Raw genomic sequence first — 25,560 nt, forward strand, 5'->3', positions numbered from 1 at the left:
TGAAGCCATTGCAGGCAAGTCAATCGGCCCAGGAGAGTGTGCGCTGATGGTCAAGTCTTACCGTGAACTGTTCACCCAACCTGGCACTCACGGTTTTGCCCTGGCGGGTCTGGTGGCCCGTTTTCCGCTGGCCATGGCCGGTATCGGCATCATCACCATGCTGGCGATGATGCGGGACAATTACGCGCTGGCCGGCGCCGTGGCGGCCACGTTCGCCCTGACGCTCGCGGTGCTGGCGCCACAGATCTCGCGGCTGGTCGACCGCCTCGGGCAACGCCAGGTACTCCCGGGCGCTGCGGCAATCAGTTGCACCGGCCTGCTTGCACTGCCGGCCTGTGCCTACTGGCAGTTGCCGGACTGGACCCTGTTCGTGGGTGCCGTAATGTCGGGATTCATGCCCAGCATGTCCGCGATGTCCCGGGCGCGCTGGACACTGATTTACCGCGGCACAGCGAAACTGAACACTGCCTACGCCCTGGAATCGGTGCTGGACGAAGTCACTTTTATTGTCGGCCCGCCACTGGCGGTGGGTCTGAGTGTGGCGCTGTTTCCCGAGGCTGGACCACTGGTGACAGCGTTGTTGCTGGCCATCGGGGTATATGCCTTCGTCAGTCAGCGGGGTAGCGAACCACCCGTTCGGGCGACCTCCGGGGTGCCACAGACGTCGATGATTCGCGTGGGTGGCATTCGCATCCTTGCACTGTTGATGGTGGCCATGGGCATGATTGTCGGCACCATTGATGTGGTCAGCGTGGCCTTTGCCCAGTCTCAAGGCCAGCCCGTCGCCGCCAGTATCGTGTTGTCGGCATATGCCCTGGGTTCCTGCGTCGCCGGCCTGACGTTCGGGGCGATGAAACTGCAAGTGCCTTTATCGCGCCTGTTTCTACTGTGCGGGCTGGCGACGGCCATCACGACTGTGCCGTTGTTATGGGCCAGCAATGTGCTCGGGTTGTCACTGGCCGTACTGGTTGCGGGGGTGTTTTTTGCCCCGACCCTGATCGTGGCAATGACCCTTGCCGAACAGATGGTTGCGCCCGAGCGTCTGACCGAAGCATTGACCTGGTTGATTTCAGGGCTTGGCGTGGGCGTCGCGCTGGGCGCAGCGGCAACAGGTCAAGTCGTGGATGAATTCGGCGCCCGCCAGGGGGCGATCGTCGCGCTGGTCGCCGGCCTGATCGTGCTCGGCGTTGCGCTGTACGGCCATCGTCGCTTGAAACCGGACATGGCCATCGTCGCGCAAGCGACCTGAACGGTCAGGCTGTTTGCCATCGGCCCCTACAAATCACGTGCCCACGTCTGGCTGACCAGTGCCTTGCCGAAACGGTTGACCGCCTCCTCTTCCACCAATTCAAACCCCGCCTTCTGATAAATCTGGCGCGCCGCCGTCAGGTTGCTGGTGGTCCACAGGGTCATTCGTGTGTAACCGATCTGCCGGGCAAAGCGCAGGCACTCATCAACCAGGCGACGGCCGATGCCCAGTCCCCGGGCACTGGCGTCAACGTAGAGCATGCGCAGTTTCGCGGTGGTTTCATCCTGTCGCACGACGAATACCGAGCCGATAACCTTGCCGTCCTTCTCGGCGATCCAGCAGCGCTCGCAAGCCGGGTCGAAGTCACGCAGGTATTTCGCGATGACCTCGGCCACCAACGCTTCGAATTCCGAGTTCCAGCCGTACTCACGGCTATAGAGGGCGGCCTGCTGCTGCATCACCGTGCCCATGTCCCCGGGTTGCGGATCACGTAGCACGTAGGTCGAGTCCGGGTGGTTCTGCAAAAGCGTCTGGATCAGTGTCATGGCGCCGAGCAATTGTTGTTGCTGCGGCTCGGTCAGGCGCTCAAGCATGGCGACCACTTGTTCGCGGGAGGCTTGTTCAAGGGGGACGAGGATTTCCCGGCCCAGCTCGGTGAGGTGCAGTAGAGCTGCGCGGGCATCGGTGGGCGAAGGGACCTTCTGGATCAGGCCCTTTTTCTCGAAACCGCTGATCAGGCGGCTCATGTAGCCGGCATCCAGGCTCAGCATCTGGCGCAGGTCGGCGCTGGTCAGGTCACCACGCGAAGCCAGTTCATAAAGGATGCGCAGCTCGGTCAGCGAGTATTCGCTCTGCAGCAGATGCTCCTGCAGCACGCCGATCTGCTGGGTATAGAAGCGGTTGAAACTGCGCACGATGTCGGCGTGCTGGAACAGATCGGTGCTGGACATGACCCATGCTCGAATGATTGCCTAAGGCAACTATATATTTGCCTTTAGCAATCATGTCAATGCCCTACCTGCACTTGGCCAGCACCACCTGACAGGTGTCCGGTGTGCCACCGGAACGCCCGGCATACCGGATGCAATTGTTCATCGACTTCTGCCGCGCCATATTCAGGCTCGAACCCCACGCCAGACCGCCTTCGCCCACCGTCGGCACCGCTTTGGCGTAGCAACTGTCGCCAATGCCCGAAGGTGGATAGTGTTTGCGGCTGGAACACCCCGTGCCCAGCGCCAGGCTGACGATGATCAGGGTCGGCAAGACCCACCCGCGGCATCGGGGCAAACGTGTTTTGCGCATTGCGTTTTACCTGTCGCAAGGAGGTCGTCAGTCTGCCGAGTCTAGCCGTTCGCCGTTGTCGACCTGCACAAATCTTCTAAACGCCGGTCGTCATTGCGCGGTATTTTATCGGGCCGCACCGTTCATGCTGATCTCTGGAGCCTGCCGTGGATAAACGCAACTGGATCGAGCTGTCCCAGGATGTCGACACCGGGATTGAATCGATTCGTGCCCATTTTCAGGGGCATGCCTATGACCCGCACTGGCATGACAGTTTTCTGGTCGGCGTGACCGAGCAAGGTGTGCAGCAATTCAATTGCCGCCGCGTGCGCCACCGCAGTACGCCGGGCCAGGTCTTTTTGCTGGAACCGGGGGAAATCCACGACGGTCAGGCCCCCACGGACGACGGGTTCACCTATTCGATGCTGTACCTTGATCCGCACTGGCTGGAGCGCGAACTGCACGCGTTGTTCGAAGACGCCCCGGCCAACACTCAACCCGGTTTTGCCGATACCTTGAGCCAGGACCCGCGCCTCTCCACGGCGATCAATCAGGCCTTCCACGCCCTGCATGACGGCGACTTGCGCATCGTCCGCCAGACAGCCATCGACAGCCTGTTGGCTTCGCTCACTCGCCATCTCGACTGGCGCAAGCGCCAGGATTTCGATCCGCGCCTGCCGCTGGTGGCCCAAGTGGCCCGGGATTACCTGCATGCCCACGCCTTTGATGACATCGGCCTGGATCAACTGGCCGACGCCTGCAAGGTCGATCGCTTCCGTTTGACCCGCGCCTTCAAGGCCGCTTTTGGGCTGGCGCCCCACGCTTATCTGATCCAGTTGCGCCTGGCCAAGGCGCGTCAGTTGCTGGCCCGTGGCGAGTCGCCGGCGCAGGTCGCCAGCGTGCTCGGCTTTGCCGATCAAAGCCACCTGGGCCGCTGGTTCAAGCGCGCCTACCAACTGACGCCAGCGGACTACCGCAAGCGCTGCTCAAACCTTCCAGACTGACGCACGCCAGCTGACGATCATGGAGACCTGTGTTCACATTCAGGAATCCGAATCATGGCGTCATTGCTGCCCTTTCTACTGTTTGCTTTCGTGGCTTCGATCACTCCGGGGCCGACCAATATTCTGGTGTTGAGCCACAGTTCGCGTCGGGGACTGGGCGCGACATTGCCGATCATTTTCGGGGCCTGCGCGGCGGCGGCATTGATCGTGTTGGTGGTCGGGCTCGGCGCCGGCGAAACCCTGTCGCGTTTGCCCCGCGTCCAACAAGCCATGGCCTGGGCGGGCGTGCTCTGGTTGAGCTGGCTGGCGTGGCAGATCTTCCGCAGTGCGCCCCCGGCCCTGGACTCGACCGAAGCACAGGATGAAGGGTTCAGCGTACTCGGTGCGGCGATGTTGCAACTGGTCAATCCCAAGGTGTGGATGATGGCCGTGGCAGTGGTCAGTGTGTTTGTCGGTGGTGGTGACAAGACCGTGCGCTTGCTGGTGCTGTCGCTGGCATTTCTGCTGGTGTCGTTGCCGTGCATGACGTTCTGGGCGCTGCTTGGCGTCGGCAGTGCACGGCTGTTCGGCAGCCCACAGGCGTTCAAGCGCATGAATGCGGTATTGGCGCTGTTGCTGCTGCTTTCCGCCTGGCTGACGGTCCTGCTCTGAGCGGGCTGACCTGAAGTCAGGCAAGCACCTGTGGCGAGGGGATTTATCCCCGTTCGGCTGCGCAGCAGTCGTAAATCTGAATACTCGGTATGCCTGAAGGAATGAGTGGGCAGGTTTTGGGGCTGCTGCGCAGCCCAGCGGGGCCACAGGTTGGATTTCTTACGGTTGGGGCTGCATGGGAATGCAGGCGGTGATTTCAGCGCGATGTCGCCTGGCGATATTCGCGGGGGGTGAAGCCGGTAGAGGCCTTGAACTGGCGGGTGAAGGCACTGTGGTCGGTGTAACCGCATTGCAGCGCCACGTCGGTGATCGGCAAATCGGTGTGCAGCAAGCGATGGGCGTGTTCCAGACGCACCTTTTGAATCATCTGTCGTGGCGTCAGGTGAAAGACGCGCTTGCAGTAGCGCTCCAGTTGCGCCACCGAAATACCGGCGATTCGCGTCAGTTCGCCCAACGTGACGCGGCGATTGAAGTGGCTGCGAATATGCTCGTCGACTGCGGCCAGGCGCTCGAATGCCGGATGCGTTTCACTGGCCGATTGCAGATCGACCGAGATCCCCGCCAGCCCGATGATCAGCCCGTCGCGGTTGTACAACGGGTGCTTGTGGGTCAGGCACCAACCCGGTTCACGACTGCCGTACAGGTGCAGTTCCAGCTGATCCTCCAGTACAAAGCCCTCCTCCAGCACCTTGCGATCCTGCTCGGTGTACCCCGGCCCGAGTTGCGCGGGGAACACCTGCGCGCTGGTTTTCCCCAGCAACGGGCGTAAATCCTTCAAGCCACAGCGCTGCACCAATGTGCGATTGGCGAGGACATAACGCGCCTGCAGATCCTTGATGAAAATCGCCGCACTGGGGATCACGTCGAGCATCGGCAACAGCAGCGCGGCGCCGGCTACCAGTTCTTCCAGGGTTTGCGGGCGGCCTTGCGACAACATCGAAAACGCACTCTGCATCGAAGAGTTCTCCCCCGTTGGTGCTTCAGGCCAGTGCTCGCCCAAGGCGTTCGCACGCAGATTGCAGCATCGCCGAAAGCCTGTCGAGCAGCAGCGTTGCTCTGCGCGACTGTGCCGATTTCGTCATCCAACCCGGTGCAAAACATCAATCGCCGCAAGGTCGATCAGTTCAAAGTCTGGCCGTCCCAGTGACACAACTGCCTATCCAATAACTCACAAGAAGGCGATGCCATGTCAGGCCAAGGCAAGTTCAAAAAACAGCTTTCATTGATCGACCTCACATTTATCGGGCTCGGTGCGATCTTCGGTTCCGGCTGGTTGTTCGCGGCCAGTCATGTGTCGGCCATTGCCGGCCCGGCGGGGATTTTTTCCTGGCTGCTGGGCGGGTTCGCCGTATTGTTGCTGGGCATCGTTTACTGCGAATTGGGCGCGGCATTGCCCCGTGCCGGCGGTGTGGTGCGCTACCCGGTTTACTCCCACGGGCCACTGCTCGGTTACCTGATGGGTTTCATCACCCTGATCGCGTTTTCCAGTCTGGTGGCGATTGAAGTGGTTGCCTCGCGCCAATACGCCGCGGCGTGGTTTCCCGGCCTGACCAAAGCGGGCAGCGGCGATCCGACAATCCTCGGCTGGCTGGTGCAGTTCGCCCTGCTCTGCGTGTTTTTCCTGCTCAACTACCGCAGCGTGAAGACCTTCGCCAAGGCCAACAACCTGGTCAGCGTGTTCAAGTTCATCGTGCCGCTGCTGGTGATCGGGGTGCTGTTCACCTTCTTCAAACCGGAAAACTTTCAGATTCAGGGTTTCGCGCCGTTCGGCCTGTCGGGCATCGAGATGGCGGTGTCGGCAGGCGGGGTGATCTTTGCTTACCTGGGCCTGACACCGATCATCTCGGTGGCCAGCGAAGTGAAGAATCCCCAGCGCACCATTCCGATTGCGCTGATCCTCTCGGTGCTGTTGTCGACCGCCATTTACGTATTGCTGCAAACCGCGTTCCTCGGCGGCATTCCAACGGAAATGCTCGCCGACGGCTGGGCCGGCATCAACAAGGCATTCGCCCTGCCATACCGCGACATCGCCCTGGCACTGGGTGTGGGCTGGCTGGCGTATCTGGTGGTGGCCGACGCGGTGATCTCGCCGAGCGGTTGCGGCAACATTTATATGAACGCTACCCCGCGCGTGATCTACGGCTGGGCGCAGACCGGCACCTTCTTCAAGGTCTTCACCCACATCGACGAGAAGTCCGGCATCCCGCGTCCGGCGCTGTGGCTGACCTTCGCCCTGTCGGTGTTCTGGACCCTGCCGTTCCCGTCGTGGGAAGCGCTGATCAACGTGGTTTCCGCTGCCCTGGTGTTGAGCTACGCCGTGGCCCCGGTGTCGGTCGCCGCGTTGCGCCGCAGCGCGCCGGACCTGCCGCGTCCCTTCCGGGTCAAGTGCATGGGCGTGCTCGGGCCGGTGTCGTTCATCATCGCCGCGCTGATCGTCTACTGGTCCGGCTGGAACACCGTGTCGTGGCTGCTCGGCCTGCAGATTCTGATGTTCGTCGTCTACTTGCTGTGCGCTCGTTTCGTGCCAACCGCGCACCTGAGCCTGAGCCGTCAGGTGCGCTCGTCGGCGTGGCTGATCGCCTTCTACGCGGTGACCATCGTGCTGTCGAAACTCGGCACCTTCGGCGGCCTGGGCATCCTCGCCCACCCTTTCGACACCCTCGTCGTCGCCGCTTGCGCCACCGGCATTTACTACTGGGGCGCCGCCACCGGCGTACCGGCGCACCTGCTGCGCCTTGAAGCGGACGACGAGGAAAGTGAGGTCGCCGACACCGCTTCCACCGTGCATGCGCGCCCTGCCGGCGCCTACTGAAATCACTCAACGGGACACCTTCATGAAACGCATACACGTCATTGATTCCCACACCGGCGGTGAGCCCACGCGTCTGGTGATGCACGGTTTTCCCGCCCTGTCCGGCGACACCATGGTGGAGAAACGCGAGGCTCTGCGCACTCAGCACGATGCCTGGCGCCGCGCCTGCCTGCTAGAACCGCGCGGCAACGACGTGCTGGTCGGCGCACTGTATTGCGAGCCGGTGTCGGCGGACGCCACGTGCGGAGTGATTTTCTTCAACAACGCCGGTTACCTCGGCATGTGCGGCCACGGCACCATCGGCCTGATCAACTCGTTGCAGTTTCTGGGGCACATCAAGCCTGGCGTGCACAAGATCGACACACCGGTCGGCCCGGTCAGCGCCACGTTGCATGACGACGGCAACGTGACCCTGGGCAACGTGCCCGCCTACCGCTACCGCAAACAGGTATCGGTGGACGTGCCCGGTTTCGGCCGCGTGTGCGGTGATATTGCCTATGGCGGCAACTGGTTCTTCCTCGTCTCCGAGCACGGCCAGCCCCTGAGCATGGACAACGTCGAGCACCTCACCGCCTACACCTGGGCGATGCTCAAAGCCCTCGAAGAACAAGGCATTCACGGCGAAGACGGTGCGGTCATCGACCACATCGAACTGTTCGCTGACGATGCCCACGCCGACAGCCGCAACTTTGTCATGTGCCCGGGCAAGGCCTACGACCGTTCGCCCTGCGGTACCGGCACCAGCGCCAAACTCGCCTGCCTGGCCGCCGACGACAAGCTGCAACCTGGTGCGCGCTGGGTGCAGGCCAGCATCACCGGCAGCCAGTTCGAAGGCCGCTTCGAATGGGAAGGCGAACGCATCCGCCCGTTCATCACCGGCCGCGCTTTTATAACCGCTGACAGCACCCTGCTGATCGACGAACAAGACCCGTTCGCGTGGGGCATCTAAGCCGCCGCGTTGACTATTCACCTCCCTTTGAATGATGTGCCAAGGAGTTAAAACAATGAGTGACAACATCTTCACCGGTTGCATGCCGGCCCTGATGACCCCGTGCACCGCCCAGCGCAAACCGGACTTCGACAAGCTGGTGGCCAAAGGTCGCGAGCTGATCGATATCGGCATGAGCGCCGTGGTCTATTGCGGTTCGATGGGCGACTGGCCGCTGCTCACCGAAGCCGAGCGTCAGGAGGGCGTGGCACGCCTGGTCGCGGCAGGAATTCCGACCATCGTCGGCACCGGTGCGGTGAACACTCGCGAAGCGGTGTCCCACGCCGCACACGCGGCGAACGTCGGCGCACAAGGCTTGATGGTGATTCCGCGGGTGCTGTCCCGTGGTGCTTCGGCTGCGGCGCAAAAGGCCCACTTCGCGGCAATCCTGCAAGCTGCGCCAAACCTGCCGGCGGTGATCTACAACAGCCCTTACTACGGCTTCGCCACCCGCGCCGAGCTGTTCTTCGAACTGCGCCGCGAGTACCCGAACCTGATCGGCTTCAAAGAGTTCGGCGGTGGTGCCGACCTGCGGTATGCCGCCGAAAACATCACCTCCAAGGATGACGACGTAACCCTGATGGTCGGTGTCGACACCCAGGTGGTGCACGGTTTCGTCAACTGCAACGCCACCGGCGCGATCACCGGTATCGGCAACGCCTTGCCCCGTGAAGTGCTGCAACTGGTCGCCCTGAGCAAGCAAGCGGCCAAGGGTGACGCCAAGGCGCGGCGCCAGGCACGCGAGCTGGAATCGGCACTGGCGGTGCTGTCCTCGTTCGACGAGGGCTGCGATCTGGTGCTGTATTACAAACACCTGATGGTGCTCAACGGTGACAAGGAATACACCCTGCACTTTAACGAGACCGACACGTTGAGCGACGCCCAACGGCGTTACGCGGAAAACCAGTATTCGCTGTTCCGCCACTGGTACGAGAACTGGTCGGCCGAGCAGCACTTCGCCTGACCTGGCGCCCTCGCCTGCCGTGACGCCTTGCGCCTCACGGCAGGCCTCACCTTATTCATCAGGAAGACACCATGACTCTGACGGGCCACATGTTGATCGGACAACACACCGTCGCGGGCAATCGCGACGCCATTCGCGGCCTCGACCCGGCCACCGATACCGCGCTGGAACCGGCATATTTCGGCGGTTCAGCCGAGCATGTCGAACAGGCTTGCGCACTGGCCTGGGCCGCACTGGACCGTTATCGCGAGACGAACCTGAGTGCCCGTGGCGAATTTCTTGAGCGCATCGCCGAGGAAATCGAAGGCCTGGGCGATGAACTGATCGACCGCGCCACCAGCGAAACCGGTCTGCCGCGTGCACGGTTGCTGGGCGAACGCGGTCGCACCTGTCAGCAGTTGCGGATGTTCGCCCGCACCGTACGTGCCGGTGAATGGCTCGATGTGCGGGTCGATCCGGCTCAGCCGCAGCGTCAACCGTTGCCGCGTTCGGACCTGCGCCAGCGCCAGATCCCGTTGGGACCGGTGGCGGTGTTCGGCGCGAGCAACTTCCCGCTGGCATTCTCGGTAGCCGGCGGGGACACGGCGTCGGCGCTGGCGGCCGGTTGCCCGGTAATTGTGAAGGCGCACGGCGCGCATCCCGGCACCAGCGAACTGGTTGGCCGCGCCGTGGCTCGGGCGGTTAAAGCCTGTGATCTGCCCGAAGGCGTGTTTTCGTTGGTATACGGCTCTGGTCGCGAATTGGGCATTGCGCTGGTCAGTGATCGACGAATCAAAGCAGTCGGCTTCACCGGTTCGCGCAGCGGCGGTCTGGCCTTGATTCAGGCCGCGCAGGCACGGCCCGAGCCGATTCCGGTGTATGCGGAAATGAGTTCGATCAACCCGGTGCTGCTGTTTCCGGCGGCCTTGCACCAACGCACGCAGGCCTTGGCCGAAGGCTTTGTCGCCTCGCTGACCCTGGGTGCCGGACAGTTCTGCACCAACCCCGGGCTGGTGATTGCGCGCCAGGGGCCGGCGCTGGATGCCTTCGTTGGCCGCGTTGCCGAGCGCCTTCAGCACAGCCCGGCACAGACCATGCTCACGCCGGGCATCTGCAGTGCGTACAAGGCTGGCGTGAATGCACTGGCGCAAAACAGTCGCGCCCGGATCGCCGCCAGCGGTCAGATCGCCGGTGGCCCGAACGCGTGTCAGGCCCATGTATTTGCCACCGATGCTGCCGATTTCCTCACCGATCACAGTCTGCAAGCGGAAGTGTTCGGCGCGGCGTCGTTGATTGTGCAGTGCGCCAGTGACGCTGAAATTCGCCAAGTGATCGAGCATCTGGAAGGTCAATTGACAACGACCCTGCAGCTGGATGACGACGACCTTGAACTCGCCCGTTCACTGCTGCCGGCCCTGGAACGCAAGGCCGGCCGCCTGCTGGTCAACGGCTGGCCGACCGGCGTGGAAGTCTGCGATGCGATGGTGCATGGCGGCCCGTTTCCGGCCACCTCCGACGCGCGCACAACCTCGGTGGGCAGCGCGGCAATCCTGCGTTTCCTGCGTCCGGTGTGTTACCAGGACTTCCCCGACAGCCTGTTGCCGAGCGCATTGAAACAGGCCAATCCGCTGCATCTGCGTCGGCTGTTCGATGGCCAAAGGGAAGCGTCAATCCATGCCGAATAACGTCTCCCATGACATCGCCGTGGTCGGCGCCGGCATCATTGGCGTCGCCTGCGCCCTGCGTCTGGCGCGCCAGGGCCAGCGCGTGGTGGTCATCGACCAACAGGAACCCGGTCACGGTGCCTCGTTCGGCAATGCCGGGCATCTGGCCACCGAGCAGGTGTTTCCGATTGCCGATGTGTCGATCCTCAAACGCTTGCCGGCCATGTTGATGGACCCGATGGGGCCGCTGCGGCTGGACTGGAAATACCTGCCGCGTGCGCTGCCGTGGTTCACGCGACTGCTGCTGAATCTGCGCCCGGAGCCGTTTCGGCGAACCGTCGCTGGATTACGCGCGCTCAATGAGTCCAGCCTCGATGCCTGGCAACGCTTGCTCACGGAGATCGAGCGCCCCGACCTGCTGAAAGTCGACGGTTCCTTGCTGGTGTTCGAACGAGGTGAATCACGCCAGGCCATCGAAGCGCTTCAGGCGCGCCTGCGTCAGCAGCACGTGCCGGTGGATTTCTGGCACGCCAGCGTAATCCGGGACGCGGCGCCTCAGCTTAGCGAACAGATTCAGGGCGGTTTATTCTTCCCGCGCACCGGTCACTTTATCGATCCGTATCGGGTGGTGGGCGAACTGGTCGAAGCAGCGAAAGCCTGCGGCGTGAGTTTCGTCAAACAACAGGTACAGGGCGGCGCTGTGCTGGAACACGGTGTATCGCTGGCCACCGCATCGGGTAGCCTGAGCGCGCGCCGCGTATTAATTGCCTGCGGTGCACACTCGGCGAAACTCACCGCCGCGTTGACAGGCAGGACAGTGCCACTGGACACCGAGCGCGGCTACCACCTGATGCTGCCGACGGAGCACAATCGACTGCCCTTCGCAGTCACCTCGCTGGAACGCAAGTTCATCATGACGCCGATGTCCGAAGGCTTGCGGCTGGCCGGCACCGTCGAGTTCGCCGGCCTGGAACGCTCGCCGAGCATGGCCCGTGCGTGGCAGTTGCATCGCTTGAGTCAGGGCTTGTTTCGCAAGGATCTGAGCGCTGAAGCCGCCACGCCGTGGATGGGCTTTCGACCGTCGCTGCCGGATTCGCTGCCGGTAATTGACCAGGTCTGCGATGGCAAAGTGTTGCTTGCGTTCGGGCATCAGCATTTGGGGCTGACGCAGGCGGCGGTGACGGCGGAGATGGTCGTCGAGATGGCGTTATCGACAGCGCTGAATCAGGTGAATGATTTACCCGCCCTCTCGCCCTACAGGCTTGCGCGTTTCTGAATCAGCGAGAGGTACCGGCCAGCGATGAAATTTTCTGCCCTTGCAACTGGCAACGGCAGGAATCCGGGCTAGCTTAAACCGTACCTCTCCCCATTCTCCGTGGTCGTCAGCAGTCCGGAATAATGCTCTTCACAGCGTTGCAAGGATGAGAGTGTGTGCGCAAAACCCGCCAGTCAGCTCACTGGAGCGCAGCACCCATGGACGCCTTTGCTGGAACCACTGTTCCCTATCGCCCTCAGCCCTGCTGCCAACGTTTTGGGGTTCCCCCGCGATTTCCTGTGCCTGATTGAACTCTCGACAATCACTATCAGCGAGCGTGAAAAATGAAAATCAACCTGCCCACCGTGGGGCCTATCGTCGGATTCACCGACCCCAATCAGACACGTTTGTTTCTGCGTGGCGAACTCGAGCGGGACGCGCACGGTCTGCGGCGCGCTTTCGGCGTTGTACGCTGGCGCAAGCTCGGCGGCCAGAAATGGTCGGATCCGCTCTTCAACAAACTGTCGCCGAACTTCGACATGACCGGTGTGTTCGCCATCTCCAGCCTGACCCCGTCGACCGTTTACGAGTATCAGGCGGGCTGGTTTTTTGCCGACGCCGAACTGGAAAAAATTGAACAGATCAATGCAAGCCTGCTGGAGTGGCCGACACCGGACGCTGACTTCACCATGTCATTCAAAACCAGCACCACCAGCACCACGGGGTCGCGAAGCTATGTGGTCGGCTCGTGTCGCTACCTGCTGCGCCTGTTTGGCGGTCTCTGGTATGACGACCGGGGCGACAAGGTCTTTCGCTCTGTACTCGAACAGATTGACAAGAAAAAACCCGTCGACGCGCTGCTGATGATTGGCGACCAGATCTACGCCGATGACCTCAACTTCGTTGCCCCCGATACCCGCCTCGATCAGTTTCTGGAGCGCTATCGCACGGTGTTTTCACAGACCTACATCCAGCAATTGATGGCTCGCGTGCCGACGTACATGATTCTGGACGACCATGAAATCGAAGATAACTGGCCAGCCAATGCCGACAAGCAGGATCGCGTGACGCTTTATCCCCATGCCATCCACGCCTATCAAATCTACCAGAGCAGCCACAGCCCGCTCTTTAGCGCGGACGGCGCAGGCCGGATCGAAGGCACCCTTTCACACTTCTGGTACAGCTTCGTCGACGGCTGCTCGGAGTGGTTCGTCATGGACTCACGCACAGAGCGAGACTTGTCCGCAACGCCTCCAACCATGGTCAGCGAGACGCAACTCAAGGCGCTCCTGGACTGGCTGGGCAACGGTAGCCAATTGGTGAAGTTCGTCGTGACTTCAGTCCCGTTGTTTCCTGATCTGTTGAATGATGCCGGCGATAAATGGGGCGCGTTTGCCGAACAGCGTCGCTTGATCATCGAACACATCCGCAACAATAAGATCAGCAAGGTGATCTTCGTTTCCGGCGACGTGCATTGCTCTTTCGTCAGCAAGCTGACCCTGGACAGCGACCCGAGCTTCAGTGTCCACAGCGTGGTTTCATCGTCGTTCTTCTGGCCGTACCCGCACATGAGTAAAACCGAATTCGCCTTCAACACCCAGCTTACCGGGATACCGGGCGGCAACTTTGTCACGCGTTTGCTCTCGGACGTGTACTCCGACGATAACTTCGCCAGGCTGGAAAGCAGTCTTAAAGGGGTCGATGTAAACTTTTTCGAACGCAAGGGGGGATCCCTGGGACCGGCAACGAAAATCAAGTTCTAGCGCCCGGAAACACGAAAGCCTGCCCTCGGGCAGGCTTTCGATTGACGGCGCTGACTTCAGGCGTCGTAAAACGCCTCGACCGCCACCCGACTCCCCACAAAGAAACTGTCTGCCACCAAGCGCAATGGCTGCACATCCACATCACTGGCCTTATCAGCAATCAACTGCTGGAAATGCCGATACACCGCCGCATACTCACCCTCTTCCGACACGGTCTGGCGCACGCCGTCGATGCTCAACAGTGCGCCACCGTTGTCCAGGCGCAGAACGCCTTCGGCACAGCGAATCTCGATGCTCCACAACTCATCGTGACCGTGGTCGAAATCGAATTCCGCGCGCACATCGAGCCGCCGTGCGTCTGCCATTTTGATCGACGCGGCAATCGGCGACTGGCAGTTGTCCGGCACGCGCAGCTCGGCAGATTCAACGAACAATGGGTGCGGCAACAAGTGGGTCACGATCGACAAGGCATTGATGCCCGGATCGAATACGCCGAGGCCGCCGGGTTGCCAGATCCACGTCTGGCCGGGATGCCACTTGCGCACGTCTTCCTTCCAGTCGATCTGCACGCTTTGCAGGGTGCGCGAGGCCAGCCAGTCGCGGGCCGCTTCAATGCCGGGCGCATAGCGCGAATGCCAGGCGAACAAGGCACTGACGCCCTTCGCCGCAGCTTGATCGACCAGCGCCAGGGCCTCGCCCAACGTGGCGCAGGGCGGCTTTTCCACCAGCACATGTTTGCCGGCGGCGAGCGCCTGTTGCACCAGCGCGAAGCGCCCTTGGGGCGGGGTGCAGAACGCGATGGCATCGACCTCCGGGCCGTGTTCCAGTAACTCGCTCAAGGTGTGAAAATTCTCCACACCAGGGCACGGCTGGCCCTGCGTGGCGACAGACACCAGCTGGAATCCGGGGTTGGCGTTGATCGCCGGGACGTGCTGATCCTGGGCAATCTTGCCGTAGCCCACCAGACCGAGACGGATTGGTTGCATCAGTGACTCCTGCTTTGCTTTTGTTTTAGTCAGTGAACCGGCAGGTTACCTGCAAACACCGCGATCGTCTGTCAGTGCAACGTCACAAACACGCACAGGATCAGGCAAGGATTACACAGGAATGCACTACTGCCCGGTCGACCAGAACGTGAAGAATGCCGATACGACCAACCGATCGAGGATGTTCCCATGCTTGTACAAGCCTACGGCGCCCATGCGGGCGACAAACCTCTTGAGCCGATGCAGATCAACCGCCGCGCGCCTGCAGCCCATGATGTGCAGATCGACATCGCGTTCTGCGGCATCTGCCACTCGGACCTGCATCAGGTGCGCGCCGAGTGGGCCGGCACGCAGTTTCCCTGTGTACCGGGGCATGAAATCGTCGGGCGGGTTGCCGCTGTCGGTGCGCATGTCGCGGATTTCAAGGTCGGCGATCTGGTCGGCGTCGGCTGCATCGTCGACAGCTGCAAGCGCTGCGATGACTGCGAAAGCGGTCTGGAAAACTACTGCGACGGCATGATCGGCACCTATAACTTCCCGACGCCGGACGCGCCGGGCTGGACGCTCGGCGGCTACTCACAGAACATCGTCGTGCACGAGCGCTATGTGTTGCGCATTCGACATCCGCAAGCGCAACTGGCGGCCGTCGCACCGCTGCTGTGTGCGGGCATCACCACTTACTCGCCACTGCGTCACTGGAATGTCGGGCCAGGCAAGAAAGTGGGGGTGGTCGGCATTGGCGGCCTCGGCCACATGGGCATCAAACTGGCTCATGCAATGGGCGCGCACGTGGTTGCCTTCACCACCTCCGAATCCAAGCGCGAAGCGGCCAGGCAGCTGGGTGCCGATGAGGTGGTGGTGTCGCGTAATGCCGAGGAAATGGCCGCCCACACCAAGAGCTTCGACTTCATCCTCAATACCGTCGCCGCGCCGCACGATCTCGACGCCTTCCTCGTCCTGCTCAAGCGCGATGGTGCGTTGACGCTGGTCGGCGCGCCTGCCTCGCCACACCCGTCGCCGAACGTGTTCAACCTGATCATGAAGCGCCGCACGATCGCCGGTTCGATGATCGGCGGCATTCCTGAAACCCAGGAGATGCTGGATTTCTGTGCCGAACACGGCATCGTCTCCGACATCGAACTGATTCGCGCCGATCAGATCAATGACGCCTACGAGCGCATGCTCGAGGGCGATGTGAAATATCGCTTCGTGATCGACAACGCCACCCTGGCGGGCTGACGTGTGAGCCCCCGGCCATGCTGTCGGGGGCTCTTCAATTCTGTCGGCAGGATTTGACAGCCTCGGCGTTGCTCGCCAGAGTCGCACCCCTTTGCCTGCCAGCCAGCAGCAGGCGCGTGGTAAACAGGGGTTGCCGTTGAACGAACAGACATTGTCCATGCGCCTTGAGCGCGTGGCCGCACACATTCCGGCCGGTGCGCACCTGGCCGATATCGGCTCGGACCACGGCTATCTGCCGGTGGCGTTGCTGCGGCGCGGAGCCATCGCGTACGCCGTGGCGGGCGAAGTCGCCACGACACCTTTCCAGGCAGCGCAACGCACCGTGCGCGACAACGATCTGCACCAGCGCATCAGCGTACGCCTGGCCAATGGTCTGGCGGCGATCACGCCTGCAGACGCGATTACCGCCGTCAGCCTGTGCGGCATGGGTGGCGAAACCATCCGCGACATTCTCGACCGCGGCAAAACTCATTTGAGCGGCAAGGAACGGCTGATCCTGCAACCCAACGGCGGCGAGCAGCCCTTGCGCCAATGGTTGATGGACAACGGCTACCGGATCCACAGTGAAGAAGTGCTGCGCGAGAACCGCTTCGACTACGAAATCATCGTCGCCGAACGTGCCGATGCGGTGAGCTACAGCGCCAAAGAGCTGTACTTCGGCCCCTTGCACCTGCAGGCACGCAGCCCGGCGTTCATGAGCAAGTGGCGACACAAGCTGCGGCATAAGCAGAAGACGTTGAGCCAACTCAGCCAGGCCCGGCAAACATTGCCTGAAGGCAGGGTGCAGGAACTGAACCGCCAGACGCGATGGATCAGCGAACTGCTGACCTGAAGGTCCGGCACCTGACGGACGCTCGGGACTGACCGACACAGGTCTGGAATTCTGTGGCTCGCCGCATCAGCTGCAGAGACGCGCAAGCGCAACCTCATGTTCGCGCTCACGCGTAACGAGGCAGGGCTCACGCCCCTGCAAGCGTCAAACGCTGAGCAATGTTTGCGTGGTCGCCATCGACGTCTTCAGCGATTGCCCGGTGCGCTGCAATTTGTTCAGCAGGCTCGCCCCCAACCACAGCTGATACAGGGTCTCGGCCAAATGCCGGGCGTCGCCCTCGGGGAGGCAGTGGTCGGCCTGGCCCTGCTCGATGCACAGGGCAATGCGCGCGACCACGCGTTCGGCGCCGTCACGCAAGGTGAGGCGCATGGATTCGGACAAGTCGGCGACCTCGGCACTGAGTTTCACCACCAGACATTCGTCGCCATGCCCTTCCAGGGTGCAACGGTTCTGCCAGCCCTGCCAGTAATCCATCAGCCGCTCGTAGGCGTTGAGGCCGGGCAGCGTCAGGCGTCGCTCCATGTCGGCGAGATAGTCGACGAAGTAATCCTCAAGCAACGCCTGGCCGTACAACTCCTTGGATTTGAAGTAGTGATAGAACGAGCCTTTCGGCACGCCGGCGGTTTGCAGGATTTCGTTGAGGCCGACACTGGTGAAGCCTTTCTCGGCCATCATTCGGTGGCCGGTGTCGAGCAAACGTTGGCGGGTGTCGTCGTAGGTCGGTTTCATGGGGCGTGCAGTACCAAACAATAGACCAGTCGTTTAATTCGATGGAACGGGAGTTTGCCACACCTGTCATTGAAAAGCCTGCGTAGAAAAAATTACTAGACGACTGGTCTAATTGGAATCTATGCTGCGCTCCGACAACTCATTTCCCGGTGTCGCCGCTGCGCAAATCCGTTGCGCCGCGACGCCACCCGATCAACCCCAGGGTGCTCTATGAAAATCTTGATGGTTCTGACTTCGCACGATCAACTCGGCAACACTGGCAAGAAAACCGGCTTCTGGCTGGAAGAGTTCGCCGCCCCGTACTACGCCTTCAAGGACGCCGGCGCCGATGTCACTCTGGTTTCTCCGGCCGGTGGCCAGCCGCCGCTCGATCCGAAAAGCGATGAGCCCGACGCCCAGACCGCCGAAACCGACCGTTTCCGCAACGATCCGGCGGCACAACAGGCCCTCGCCAACACTGGCCGTCTGGCCGATGTACGCGCCGACGATTTCGATGCCGTGTTCTATCCAGGTGGCCACGGCCCGCTGTGGGATCTGGCCGAGGACAAGCAGTCGATCGCCCTGATCGAAGCCTTCGACCGCAGCAACAAGCCTCACGGTTTTGTCTGCCATGCGCCGGGCGTGCTGCGTCACGTGGTCAAGGCAGATGGCAAGCCGCTGGTTCAGGGCCGCGAAGTCACCGGTTTCACTAATTCCGAAGAGGCTGCGGTGGGCCTGACCGAGGTCGTGCCATTCTTGATCGAAGACGAATTCCAGCGTCTGGGCGGCCACTATTCCAAGGTCGCCGACTGGCAGGTACACGTGGTGGCTGACGGCCAACTCGTGACCGGTCAGAACCCTGCCAGCTCCGCTGCCGTCGCCGAGAAGCTGTTGAACATGCTCGGCTGATGACTGACCGATCCAGACGCCGTGCGCGTGATGCACGGCGTTTTTTTTACGCTCGACCAATAGTTGACTGGTCTAATAAATCCTTGAAAGGTAACCCATGAACCACCACGCTTACTTCACACCCGCCAAATTGGGCCTGCACACCCTGAAAAACCGCATTGTCCTGCCCCCCCCTCACCCGCCAGCGCAGCAGCCAACCGGGCAACATCGCCAATGCATTGATGGCCGAGTATTACCGGCAGCGCGCCGGTGCCGGTTTGCTGGTGACCGAAGGTACGCAAATCGAGCCGCGTGGCCAGGGTTATGCGTGGACGCCCGGCATCCACAGTGCCGAGCAGATCGCCGGATGGCGCACAGTCACCGAGGCCGTGCATGCCGTCGACGGCGTGATCTTCGCCCAGCTCTGGCACGTCGGTCGTGTCTCCCACACCGCGTTGCAGCCTGACGGGGCGGCACCGGTGTCGGCGTCTGCCGTGGCCACCGACCGGGTCAGTGTGTTCATCGAAACGGCGCCTGGCCGTGGCGAACTGGTACCGCCCTCCGCACCTCGGGCACTGAGCACTGACGAAGTTCAGGAGCTGGTTCAGCTGTATATCCAGGCGGCGCGCAATGCGATCGACGCCGGTTTCGACGGCATCGAACTGCACTGCGCCAATGGTTATCTGGTCAACCAGTTCATTTCCGTCCACAGCAACCTGCGCACCGATCAGTACGGCGGCTCGCTGCACAATCGCCTGCGTTTTCTGCGCGAAGTGGTGGCGGGTGTCGCCGAATGCATCGGCAAGGAAAAAGTCGGCGTGCGTTTCGCCCCGCTGTTCACCACCACCGATGAGGCGCGCACCTACCTGGGCATGGTCGAGGACGATCCGCACCGCACCTATATCGAAGCGATCAAAGTGCTCGAAGACGTCGGCATCGCCTACTTGTCCATTGCAGAAGCCGATTGGGACAATGCCCCGGCCATGCCGGAAACCTTCCGCCGGGCGGTGCGCGAAACGTTCAGCGGCGCAATCATTTACGCCGGGCGCTACACCCCCGAGTCCGGGGCGCAGTTGCTCGATTCCGGCCTCGCTGACCTGGTGGCCTTCGGTCGGCCGTTCATGGCCAATCCGGACCTGCCTGCGCGAATCGCCAATGGCTGGCCACTCAATGCGCTGAACCCGGCCACGGTCTATGGCGGCGATGCGCAAGGTTACGTCGATTACCCGGTTTATCCCGGTTAATCAGAAAAACCTATACAAACACATAATTTCGTACAACTATCTGAGCAGAGGTTTTATCGACTGCTGGCAACTTTATCGCCGCTCAACAGGCTGAATCCGTTCGAATGAAAGCAATCCACCGGCTGTGCCTGGTCCTCGGCGACCAGTTATCGTTCGATCTCGCCTCGTTGCAGGGGCTCGATCGCGAACGCGATACCGTTCTGCTGGTCGAGGTGATGGAGGAAGCCAGCCACGTCCCCCATCACCCGCAGAAAATTGTTCTGGTGTTCAGTGCCATGCGCCACTTCGCGCAGGCGTTGGCCAACCAGGGCTTTCGCGTGCAGTACGTCACCCTCGACGACGCGCAAAACAGCGGCAGCGTGCCGGGCGAATTGCAGCGCTGGCAGGCGCGCCTGAACGCGGATGAAGTGCACCTGACCGAAACCGGCGACTGGCGTCTGGAGCAATCCCTCAAAGACTGTGGCGTGCCGATCCATTGGCACAGCGACCGGCGTTTTCTCTGCACTCGCGGCGAATTCTCGGCGTGGGCTGCCGGAAAAAAACAGCTGCGCATGGAGTATTTCTACCGCGAGATGCGCCGTAAAAGCGGGCTGTTGCTCAATGGCGATGGCACGCCGGTCGGCGGAGCCTGGAACTTCGACGCGGACAACCGTAAATCACTGCCCAAACAGGTCAAGCCGCCCTACCCCCTCAGCTTCTCGGCGGACGCCATCACCGAGCAAGTGTGCGCACTGGTGAAAGCACGTTTCACCGGACACTACGGCTCTCTGGAAGACTTCAACTACCCGGTGACCCACGCCGATGCCCAGGCGTTGTGGGAGTATTTTCTCGATTTCGGGCTGGCCGGTTTCGGCGACTATCAGGATGCGATGGCCAGCGACGAACCGTTTCTGTTCCATGCTCGCATCAGTGCTGCGCTGAATATCGGACTGCTCGATGTGCGCCAGGTGTGCAGCGACGTCGAGGCAGCTTATTGGTCAGGCCGCGTAGCCCTGAATGCCGCCGAAGGCTTCATCCGCCAACTGATTGGCTGGCGCGAATACGTGCGCGGTGTGTACTGGCTGAAAATGCCCGATTACGCCGCGGGCAACGTCTTCGGCAACAGCCGGCCATTGCCCGAGTTCTACTGGACCGGCGACACGCAAATGAACTGCATGCGCCAGGCCATCGGGCAAAGCCTGAAACATGCCTATGCCCATCACATTCAGCGGCTGATGGTCACCGGCAATTTTGCCTTGCTGGCCGGCATCGTTCCGAGCCAGATCTGCGAGTGGTACCTGGCGATCTACATGGACGCGTTCGACTGGGTCGAATTGCCCAATACCCTGGGCATGGTCATGCACGCCGATGGCGGCTACCTCGGTTCCAAGCCTTACTGCGCCAGCGGTCAATACATCAAGCGGATGTCCGACTACTGCGCCAATTGCGCGTACAAGGTGAGCGAAAGCACCGCCGACAACGCCTGTCCGTTCAATGCCTTGTACTGGCATTTCCTGATGCGCCACGGCGACAGGCTGCGCAGCAATCAGCGCATGGCCATGCTCTACAAAAACCTCGATCGCATGCCGTCAGCCAAACAACAGGCACTCTGGCAACGCGGCCAGGCCTTGCTCGACAGGCTCGACAACGGGCAGTCGCTCTGAGGTCAGCCGACGCGCAACTTCACGGGTGCAACTTAACCATGAGGCGCCGTGTCAATGGGTGATCCGTACTCGTTCGCAGAACGTTGAATGAACCCAGACCTTGACCTCAATAAGGCATGAGCAGTGGACACTTTGAAACTTCTTACCCGTGAGGCGCTGGAGGCAGAGGTCATGCGTCTGCGCCAGGCACTCGACACCGGCTCGGGAGCAGCCGGTGTCGGTGCCCCGCCCGATATCGCCGCGCAACTGGCCGCGAGCCGCACAGCACTGGCCAGCAGTGAGGCGCGCCTGCGCGCGATCTTCGAGTGCGCGATCGACTTCGCGATGGTCGTCACCGACCCGTTGGGCAAAATCACCGAGTGGAACACCGGGGCCGTCAACGTCATGGGCTGGACCGCCGAAGAAATGCTCGGCCAGAGTGTCGAGCGCTTTTTCACCCCCGAGGACCGCGCAGCCGGCCGTGTCGAGCTGGAGATGCAGCGCGCCCTGCAGGAAGGACGCGCCTCCGATGAACGCTGGCATGTGCGCAAGGACGGCCAGCTGTTCTGGGCATCGGGCGAGTTGATGCCGCTTTACGACGACAACCATTGCCATGGCGGCTTCGTCAAAATCCTGCGCGACCGCACCAGTGAGCATCTGGCCGGCCGCTCGCTGTTCGAAACCCAGGAGCGTTATCGCCTGGCGGTCAAGGCCACCCGCGACGCGGTATGGGACTGGGATCTGCGCACCAACCAGATCATCTGGAACGAAGCCCTGCAACAGGCGTATGGAATTGCCCCGGCCGCCATCGACTCGACCGCTGACTGGCGGTTCGCGCAGATCCACCCGCAGGATCGCCAAAGCGTCGAGGCCTCGATCCGCTCAGCCATCAACGGCAGCGGCTCGACCTGGAGCGCCGAATATCGCTTTCGCTGCCAGGACGGTTCTTACGCCGAGGTGCTTGATCGCGGCCACATGATTCGCAATGCCGACGGCCAGGCCGAACGCATGATCGGCGCGATGCTCGACCTGACCCGTTCGCGCAGTGCCGAAACCGCGCTGCGCCTGAGCGAAGAACGCTTCAGCACCATTCTGGAAACCATCGAAGCGGCGTTTGCCATCGTCAAGGTCAAATTCGACGCTGACGATCGCCCGGTGGACTACTTTTTCGTCGAAGCCAACCCGGCCTTCGAGCGTCAGGCCGGGGTCAATCTGCGCGGCAAATGGGTGACCGAGTTCGCGCCCAATCTGGAAAGCTTCTGGTTCGAAACTTACGGGCACGTCGCCAAAACCGGCGAACCGGCGAATTTCGAAAATTACGCCAACACCTTTGAACGCTGGTTCGACGTGCGCGCGGTGCGCGTCGGCGCCCCGGCCGATCGCCAGATCGCAATCTTTTTCAGCGACGTCACCCAGCGCCGTGATGCCGAAGAGCGCTTGCGGGTCAGCGAAGCGGTGGCCCGGGAAAACATCGAGCGCGTGCAACTGGCCCTCGCCGCCGGCGCCATTATCGGCACCTGGCATTGGGACCTGCCGACCGATTGCTTCACCGTTGACGAAGCCTTCGCCCGGGTGTTCAACCTTGATCCGGCTTTGGGTCGCGATGGCCTCAGCCTGGAACAAGTGGCGATGACCGTTCACCCCGACGACCAGGCCGCGCTCATCAGCGCGATCGACGAGGCAATTGCCCGCGGCGGCGCCTATTCCCATCAATACCGGGTGCGCGGCGCCGATGGCAAATACAACTGGATCGAGGCCAACGGCCGCGTCGAGTGCGCCGAGGACGGCACCCCGCTGCGTTTCCCCGGCGTGCTCATCGACGTCGAGGAACGACGCAACGTCGAAGCCGAGCGAGACCGCGCCAACGCCGCACTGCGAGCGCTCAACGACACCCTGGAACAACGCGTGACGGCACGCACCGCCGATCTTATGCAGGCCGAAGAAAAACTGCGCCAGTCGCAAAAAATGGAAGCCGTCGGGCAACTGACCGGCGGCCTGGCCCATGACTTCAATAACCTGCTGGCCGGCATTTCGGCAGCGCTGGAGCTGATGGAAAAGCGCATCGCACAGGGCCGCCTGAAGGACGTCGACAAGTACCTGGTGACCGCCCAAGGCGCCACCAAACGCGCCGCTGCCCTGACCCATCGACTCTTGGCATTCTCCCGACGCCAGACCCTCGATCCGCGCCCGACGGACGTCAACACGCTGATTGTCGGCATGACCGAACTGATCCAGCGCACGGTCGGCCCGAGTATTCGCCTGAAGACACTGGCGGCCGCCGACCTGTGGCCTGCCCTGGTCGACGCCAGTCAACTGGAAAACGCCCTGCTCAACCTGTGCATCAATGCCCGCGACGCCATGCCCGACGGCGGCTGCATCACCGTGGAAACCTCAAATCGCTCCGTGACAGTGGAGTCGGCGCGTACCCTCGATATTCCTCAAGGCCAGTACCTGTGCCTGTGCGTGAAGGACACCGGCACCGGCATGAGCGCCGATATCGTCGCGAAAGCCTTCGACCCGTTTTTCACCACCAAGCCACTGGGCCAGGGCACCGGTCTGGGGCTGTCGATGATCTACGGCTTTACCAAACAATCGGGCGGCCAGGTGCGCGTGCACTCGCAAGTGGGCCAAGGCACGACCATGTGCATTTACCTGCCACGCTATTGCGGCGAGACCCAGCAAAATCACGATGCCACGCACAACATGACAACCCCGCTGGCAAAAGCCGGGGAAACGATCCTCATCGTCGACGACGAACCGACGGTGCGCATGCTGCTGCGGGACGTGCTCAGTGAACTCGGCTACGTCGTGCTGGTGGCGGCCGACAGTGTCGAAGGACTGGAGACGTTGCGTTCCAGTGCACACATCGACCTGCTGATCACCGATGTCGGTTTGCCGGGAGGCATGAACGGCCGGCAAATGGCCGACGCGGGCCTGGAAATCCGGCCGAAACTGAAGACCTTGTTCATTACTGGCTACGCTGAAAACGCCGTGCTCGGCAATGGTCAACTCGGCCCGGGCATGCAGGTTCTGACCAAACCGTTCGCCGTCGACACGTTAGTGGCGCGGGTCAGCAACCTGATTTCGAACCCTGGGGAATGAGGCTGTCGTGAGCAATCAACTGGATCGGCGCAATAACCTGTCACTCGACAGCCTCAATTTTTTCCTCGCTGACGTACGCGACGGCCTCGGACCGTACCTGGCGATCTACCTGTTGGCCGTGCATCACTGGGACCCGGCCAGCATCGGCGTGGTCATGACCATTGCCGGGATCGCCGCGCTGATCACGCAAACGCCCGCCGGCGCACTGGTCGACGACACCCGCGCCAAACGTGCATTGATCGCTATCGCCGCGCTGCTGGTGACTGGCAGCTGCCTGTTGCTGCCGTTCGTGACCTCCTTCAGTCTCGTCGCGTTGACCCAGGCCCTGAGTGCCGCGGCTGCCTCGGTCTTCGCCCCGGCCATTTGCGCCATCACCCTGGGCATGACCGGGCCGCGCGCATTCACCCGGCGAACCGGGCGCAACGAAACGTTCAACCATGCCGGCAATGCCTGCGCGGCATTACTCGCCGGCCTGTTCGCCTACCTGTTCGGCCCTGTCGCCGTGTTCTACCTGATGGCCGCGATGGCACTCGCCAGCGTGATTGCCATTCACTTCGTTGCGGCAGACGCCATCGACCATGACGTCGCACGCGGCCTCGACCCAGCCGAGGCCGGCCGGCACCAACCTTCTGGCTGGTCGGTGCTGCTGACCAACCGACCGCTGCTGTTATTTGCCATTTGCTGCGCGCTGTTCCACCTGGCCAACGCCGCGATGCTGCCGCTGGTCAGTCAAAAACTGTCGCTGACCAATCTGCAAATGGCCACGCCACTGACCTCCGCCTGTATCGTCGCGGCACAACTGGTCATGGTTCCGGCGGCCATGCTGGTCGGCGCGAAAGCCGACGTCTGGGGGCGCAAGCCATTGCTGCTCGCCGGTTTCCTGATTCTGCCGCTGCGCGGCGTGCTCTACACCTTGTCCGACGACCCTTACTGGCTGGTGGCCGTGCAGATGCTCGACGGCGTTGGTGCAGGTCTGTTCGGCGCGCTGTTCCCGATCATGGTCAAAGACCTCACCCAAGGCACCGGCCACTTCAACATCAGCCTCGGCGCCCTGACCACCGTCTTCGGCCTGGGCGCTGCACTGAGCAACGGCCTGGCCGGATTCGTCGTGCAAGACGCCGGTTACAGTGCTGCGTTTCTGACACTGGCAGGGATTGCGGGCTTGGCGGTGGCGGTGCTTTGGGCGGGAGTTCCGGAGACGTTGCGGGGCGAGCCGGGTGTCGAAAATGCGCCGACCGATGTGGCGCTTGGCAGGTAGCATTGCGTTGCCCGCTCCCACAGATTTTGCGATGGTCATGAAACTGCGGTGTCGATCAGAGTCTGGTGGGC

The 25,560-nt window shown here is 62.0% G+C and carries 20 protein-coding genes and 1 pseudogene; 16 read left to right on the forward strand and 5 right to left on the reverse strand.

Annotated features, from left to right (window positions below; genetic code table 11):
- Nucleotides 1-46: 46 nt before the first annotated feature.
- Nucleotides 47-1,249: an MFS transporter gene (locus tag ACXX9E_RS21665; protein ID WP_458556157.1), complete on the forward strand. Its 1,203-nt coding sequence runs from the start codon at nt 47-49 to the stop codon at nt 1,247-1,249.
- Nucleotides 1,250-1,275: 26 nt separating this feature from the next.
- On the opposite strand, the gene ACXX9E_RS21670 is transcribed toward ACXX9E_RS21665, so the two are convergent.
- A complete protein-coding gene (locus tag ACXX9E_RS21670) occupies nt 1,276-2,199 on the reverse strand; it encodes a bifunctional helix-turn-helix transcriptional regulator/GNAT family N-acetyltransferase (protein ID WP_422495725.1) in 924 nt (307 codons plus the stop codon).
- 64 nt (nt 2,200-2,263) lie between these two features.
- Nucleotides 2,264-2,551, reverse strand: a complete 288-nt coding sequence (locus tag ACXX9E_RS21675) for a hypothetical protein (protein WP_123462887.1) — start codon at nt 2,549-2,551, stop codon at nt 2,264-2,266.
- A gap of 146 nt (nt 2,552-2,697) precedes the next feature.
- On the opposite strand from ACXX9E_RS21675, the gene ACXX9E_RS21680 reads away from it, so the two are divergent.
- A complete protein-coding gene (locus tag ACXX9E_RS21680; protein WP_123462885.1) occupies nt 2,698-3,534 on the forward strand; it encodes an AraC family transcriptional regulator in 837 nt (278 codons plus the stop codon).
- Nucleotides 3,535-3,588: 54 nt separating this feature from the next.
- Complete coding sequence (locus ACXX9E_RS21685; protein WP_123462883.1) at nt 3,589-4,185, forward strand: LysE family translocator; 597 nt, start codon at nt 3,589-3,591, stop codon at nt 4,183-4,185.
- A gap of 196 nt (nt 4,186-4,381) precedes the next feature.
- Here ACXX9E_RS21685 and ACXX9E_RS21690 read toward each other — a convergent pair whose 3' ends face one another.
- Nucleotides 4,382-5,140, reverse strand: a complete 759-nt coding sequence (locus ACXX9E_RS21690; RefSeq protein WP_123462881.1) for an AraC family transcriptional regulator — start codon at nt 5,138-5,140, stop codon at nt 4,382-4,384.
- A gap of 231 nt (nt 5,141-5,371) precedes the next feature.
- Here ACXX9E_RS21690 and ACXX9E_RS21695 point away from each other — a divergent pair, with 231 nt between their 5' ends.
- The 6 genes from ACXX9E_RS21695 to ACXX9E_RS21720 all read left to right on the forward strand — a co-directional run bounded on the left by ACXX9E_RS21695 (nt 5,372) and on the right by ACXX9E_RS21720 (nt 13,610).
- Nucleotides 5,372-6,997: an APC family permease gene (locus ACXX9E_RS21695; protein ID WP_186748155.1), complete on the forward strand. Its 1,626-nt coding sequence runs from the start codon at nt 5,372-5,374 to the stop codon at nt 6,995-6,997.
- A gap of 22 nt (nt 6,998-7,019) precedes the next feature.
- Nucleotides 7,020-7,946: a 4-hydroxyproline epimerase gene (locus ACXX9E_RS21700; protein ID WP_458556158.1), complete on the forward strand. Its 927-nt coding sequence runs from the start codon at nt 7,020-7,022 to the stop codon at nt 7,944-7,946.
- 55 nt (nt 7,947-8,001) lie between these two features.
- Nucleotides 8,002-8,949 carry a dihydrodipicolinate synthase family protein gene (locus ACXX9E_RS21705; RefSeq protein WP_123462877.1) on the forward strand — a complete coding sequence of 316 codons (948 nt, stop codon included), beginning with the start codon at nt 8,002-8,004 and terminating at the stop codon, nt 8,947-8,949.
- A 71-nt stretch (nt 8,950-9,020) separates the two neighbouring features.
- Entirely contained in the window at nt 9,021-10,613 is a 1,593-nt protein-coding gene (locus ACXX9E_RS21710) for an aldehyde dehydrogenase (NADP(+)) (protein WP_458556159.1), read from the forward strand.
- Nucleotides 10,603-11,868: an NAD(P)/FAD-dependent oxidoreductase gene (locus tag ACXX9E_RS21715; protein WP_458556160.1), complete on the forward strand. Its 1,266-nt coding sequence runs from the start codon at nt 10,603-10,605 to the stop codon at nt 11,866-11,868. Before ACXX9E_RS21710 ends, ACXX9E_RS21715 begins: the two co-directional genes overlap by 11 nt.
- 323 nt (nt 11,869-12,191) lie before the next feature.
- Nucleotides 12,192-13,610, forward strand: coding sequence for an alkaline phosphatase D family protein (locus ACXX9E_RS21720; protein ID WP_422495731.1), 1,419 nt, complete (start codon nt 12,192-12,194; stop codon nt 13,608-13,610).
- A gap of 56 nt (nt 13,611-13,666) precedes the next feature.
- On the opposite strand, the gene ACXX9E_RS21725 is transcribed toward ACXX9E_RS21720, so the two are convergent.
- Entirely contained in the window at nt 13,667-14,596 is a 930-nt protein-coding gene (locus ACXX9E_RS21725; RefSeq protein WP_458556161.1) for a Gfo/Idh/MocA family protein, read from the reverse strand.
- A 189-nt stretch (nt 14,597-14,785) separates the two neighbouring features.
- Between ACXX9E_RS21725 and ACXX9E_RS21730 the strand changes: the two genes are divergently transcribed.
- A complete protein-coding gene (locus ACXX9E_RS21730; RefSeq protein WP_458556162.1) occupies nt 14,786-15,835 on the forward strand; it encodes an NAD(P)-dependent alcohol dehydrogenase in 1,050 nt (349 codons plus the stop codon).
- A 136-nt stretch (nt 15,836-15,971) separates the two neighbouring features.
- Complete coding sequence (locus ACXX9E_RS21735; protein ID WP_458556163.1) at nt 15,972-16,667, forward strand: tRNA (adenine(22)-N(1))-methyltransferase; 696 nt, start codon at nt 15,972-15,974, stop codon at nt 16,665-16,667.
- Nucleotides 16,668-16,811: 144 nt separating this feature from the next.
- On the opposite strand, the gene curR is transcribed toward ACXX9E_RS21735, so the two are convergent.
- Nucleotides 16,812-17,396 carry a TetR family transcriptional repressor CurR gene (gene curR, locus ACXX9E_RS21740; RefSeq protein ID WP_458556164.1) on the reverse strand — a complete coding sequence of 195 codons (585 nt, stop codon included), beginning with the start codon at nt 17,394-17,396 and terminating at the stop codon, nt 16,812-16,814.
- A 210-nt stretch (nt 17,397-17,606) separates the two neighbouring features.
- Between curR and ACXX9E_RS21745 the strand changes: the two genes are divergently transcribed.
- The 5 genes and pseudogenes from ACXX9E_RS21745 (at nt 17,607) to ACXX9E_RS21765 (ending at nt 25,489) form a co-directional block, all read left to right on the forward strand.
- On the forward strand, nt 17,607-18,284 hold the full coding sequence (locus ACXX9E_RS21745; protein WP_186748148.1) for a type 1 glutamine amidotransferase domain-containing protein: 678 nt from the start codon (nt 17,607-17,609) through the stop codon (nt 18,282-18,284).
- A gap of 97 nt (nt 18,285-18,381) precedes the next feature.
- Nucleotides 18,382-19,507, forward strand: a pseudogene (locus ACXX9E_RS21750) (alkene reductase).
- 104 nt (nt 19,508-19,611) lie between these two features.
- Complete coding sequence (locus tag ACXX9E_RS21755) at nt 19,612-21,150, forward strand: cryptochrome/photolyase family protein (protein ID WP_128616140.1); 1,539 nt, start codon at nt 19,612-19,614, stop codon at nt 21,148-21,150.
- 171 nt (nt 21,151-21,321) lie between these two features.
- Nucleotides 21,322-24,231, forward strand: coding sequence for a PAS domain-containing hybrid sensor histidine kinase/response regulator (locus ACXX9E_RS21760; protein ID WP_422495736.1), 2,910 nt, complete (start codon nt 21,322-21,324; stop codon nt 24,229-24,231).
- Between the two features lie 7 nt (nt 24,232-24,238).
- Entirely contained in the window at nt 24,239-25,489 is a 1,251-nt protein-coding gene (locus tag ACXX9E_RS21765) for an MFS transporter (protein ID WP_458556165.1), read from the forward strand.
- The last annotated feature ends 71 nt before the right edge of the window (nt 25,490-25,560 follow it).

It is taken from the genome of Pseudomonas sp. GNP014 (genome assembly GCF_054344005.1).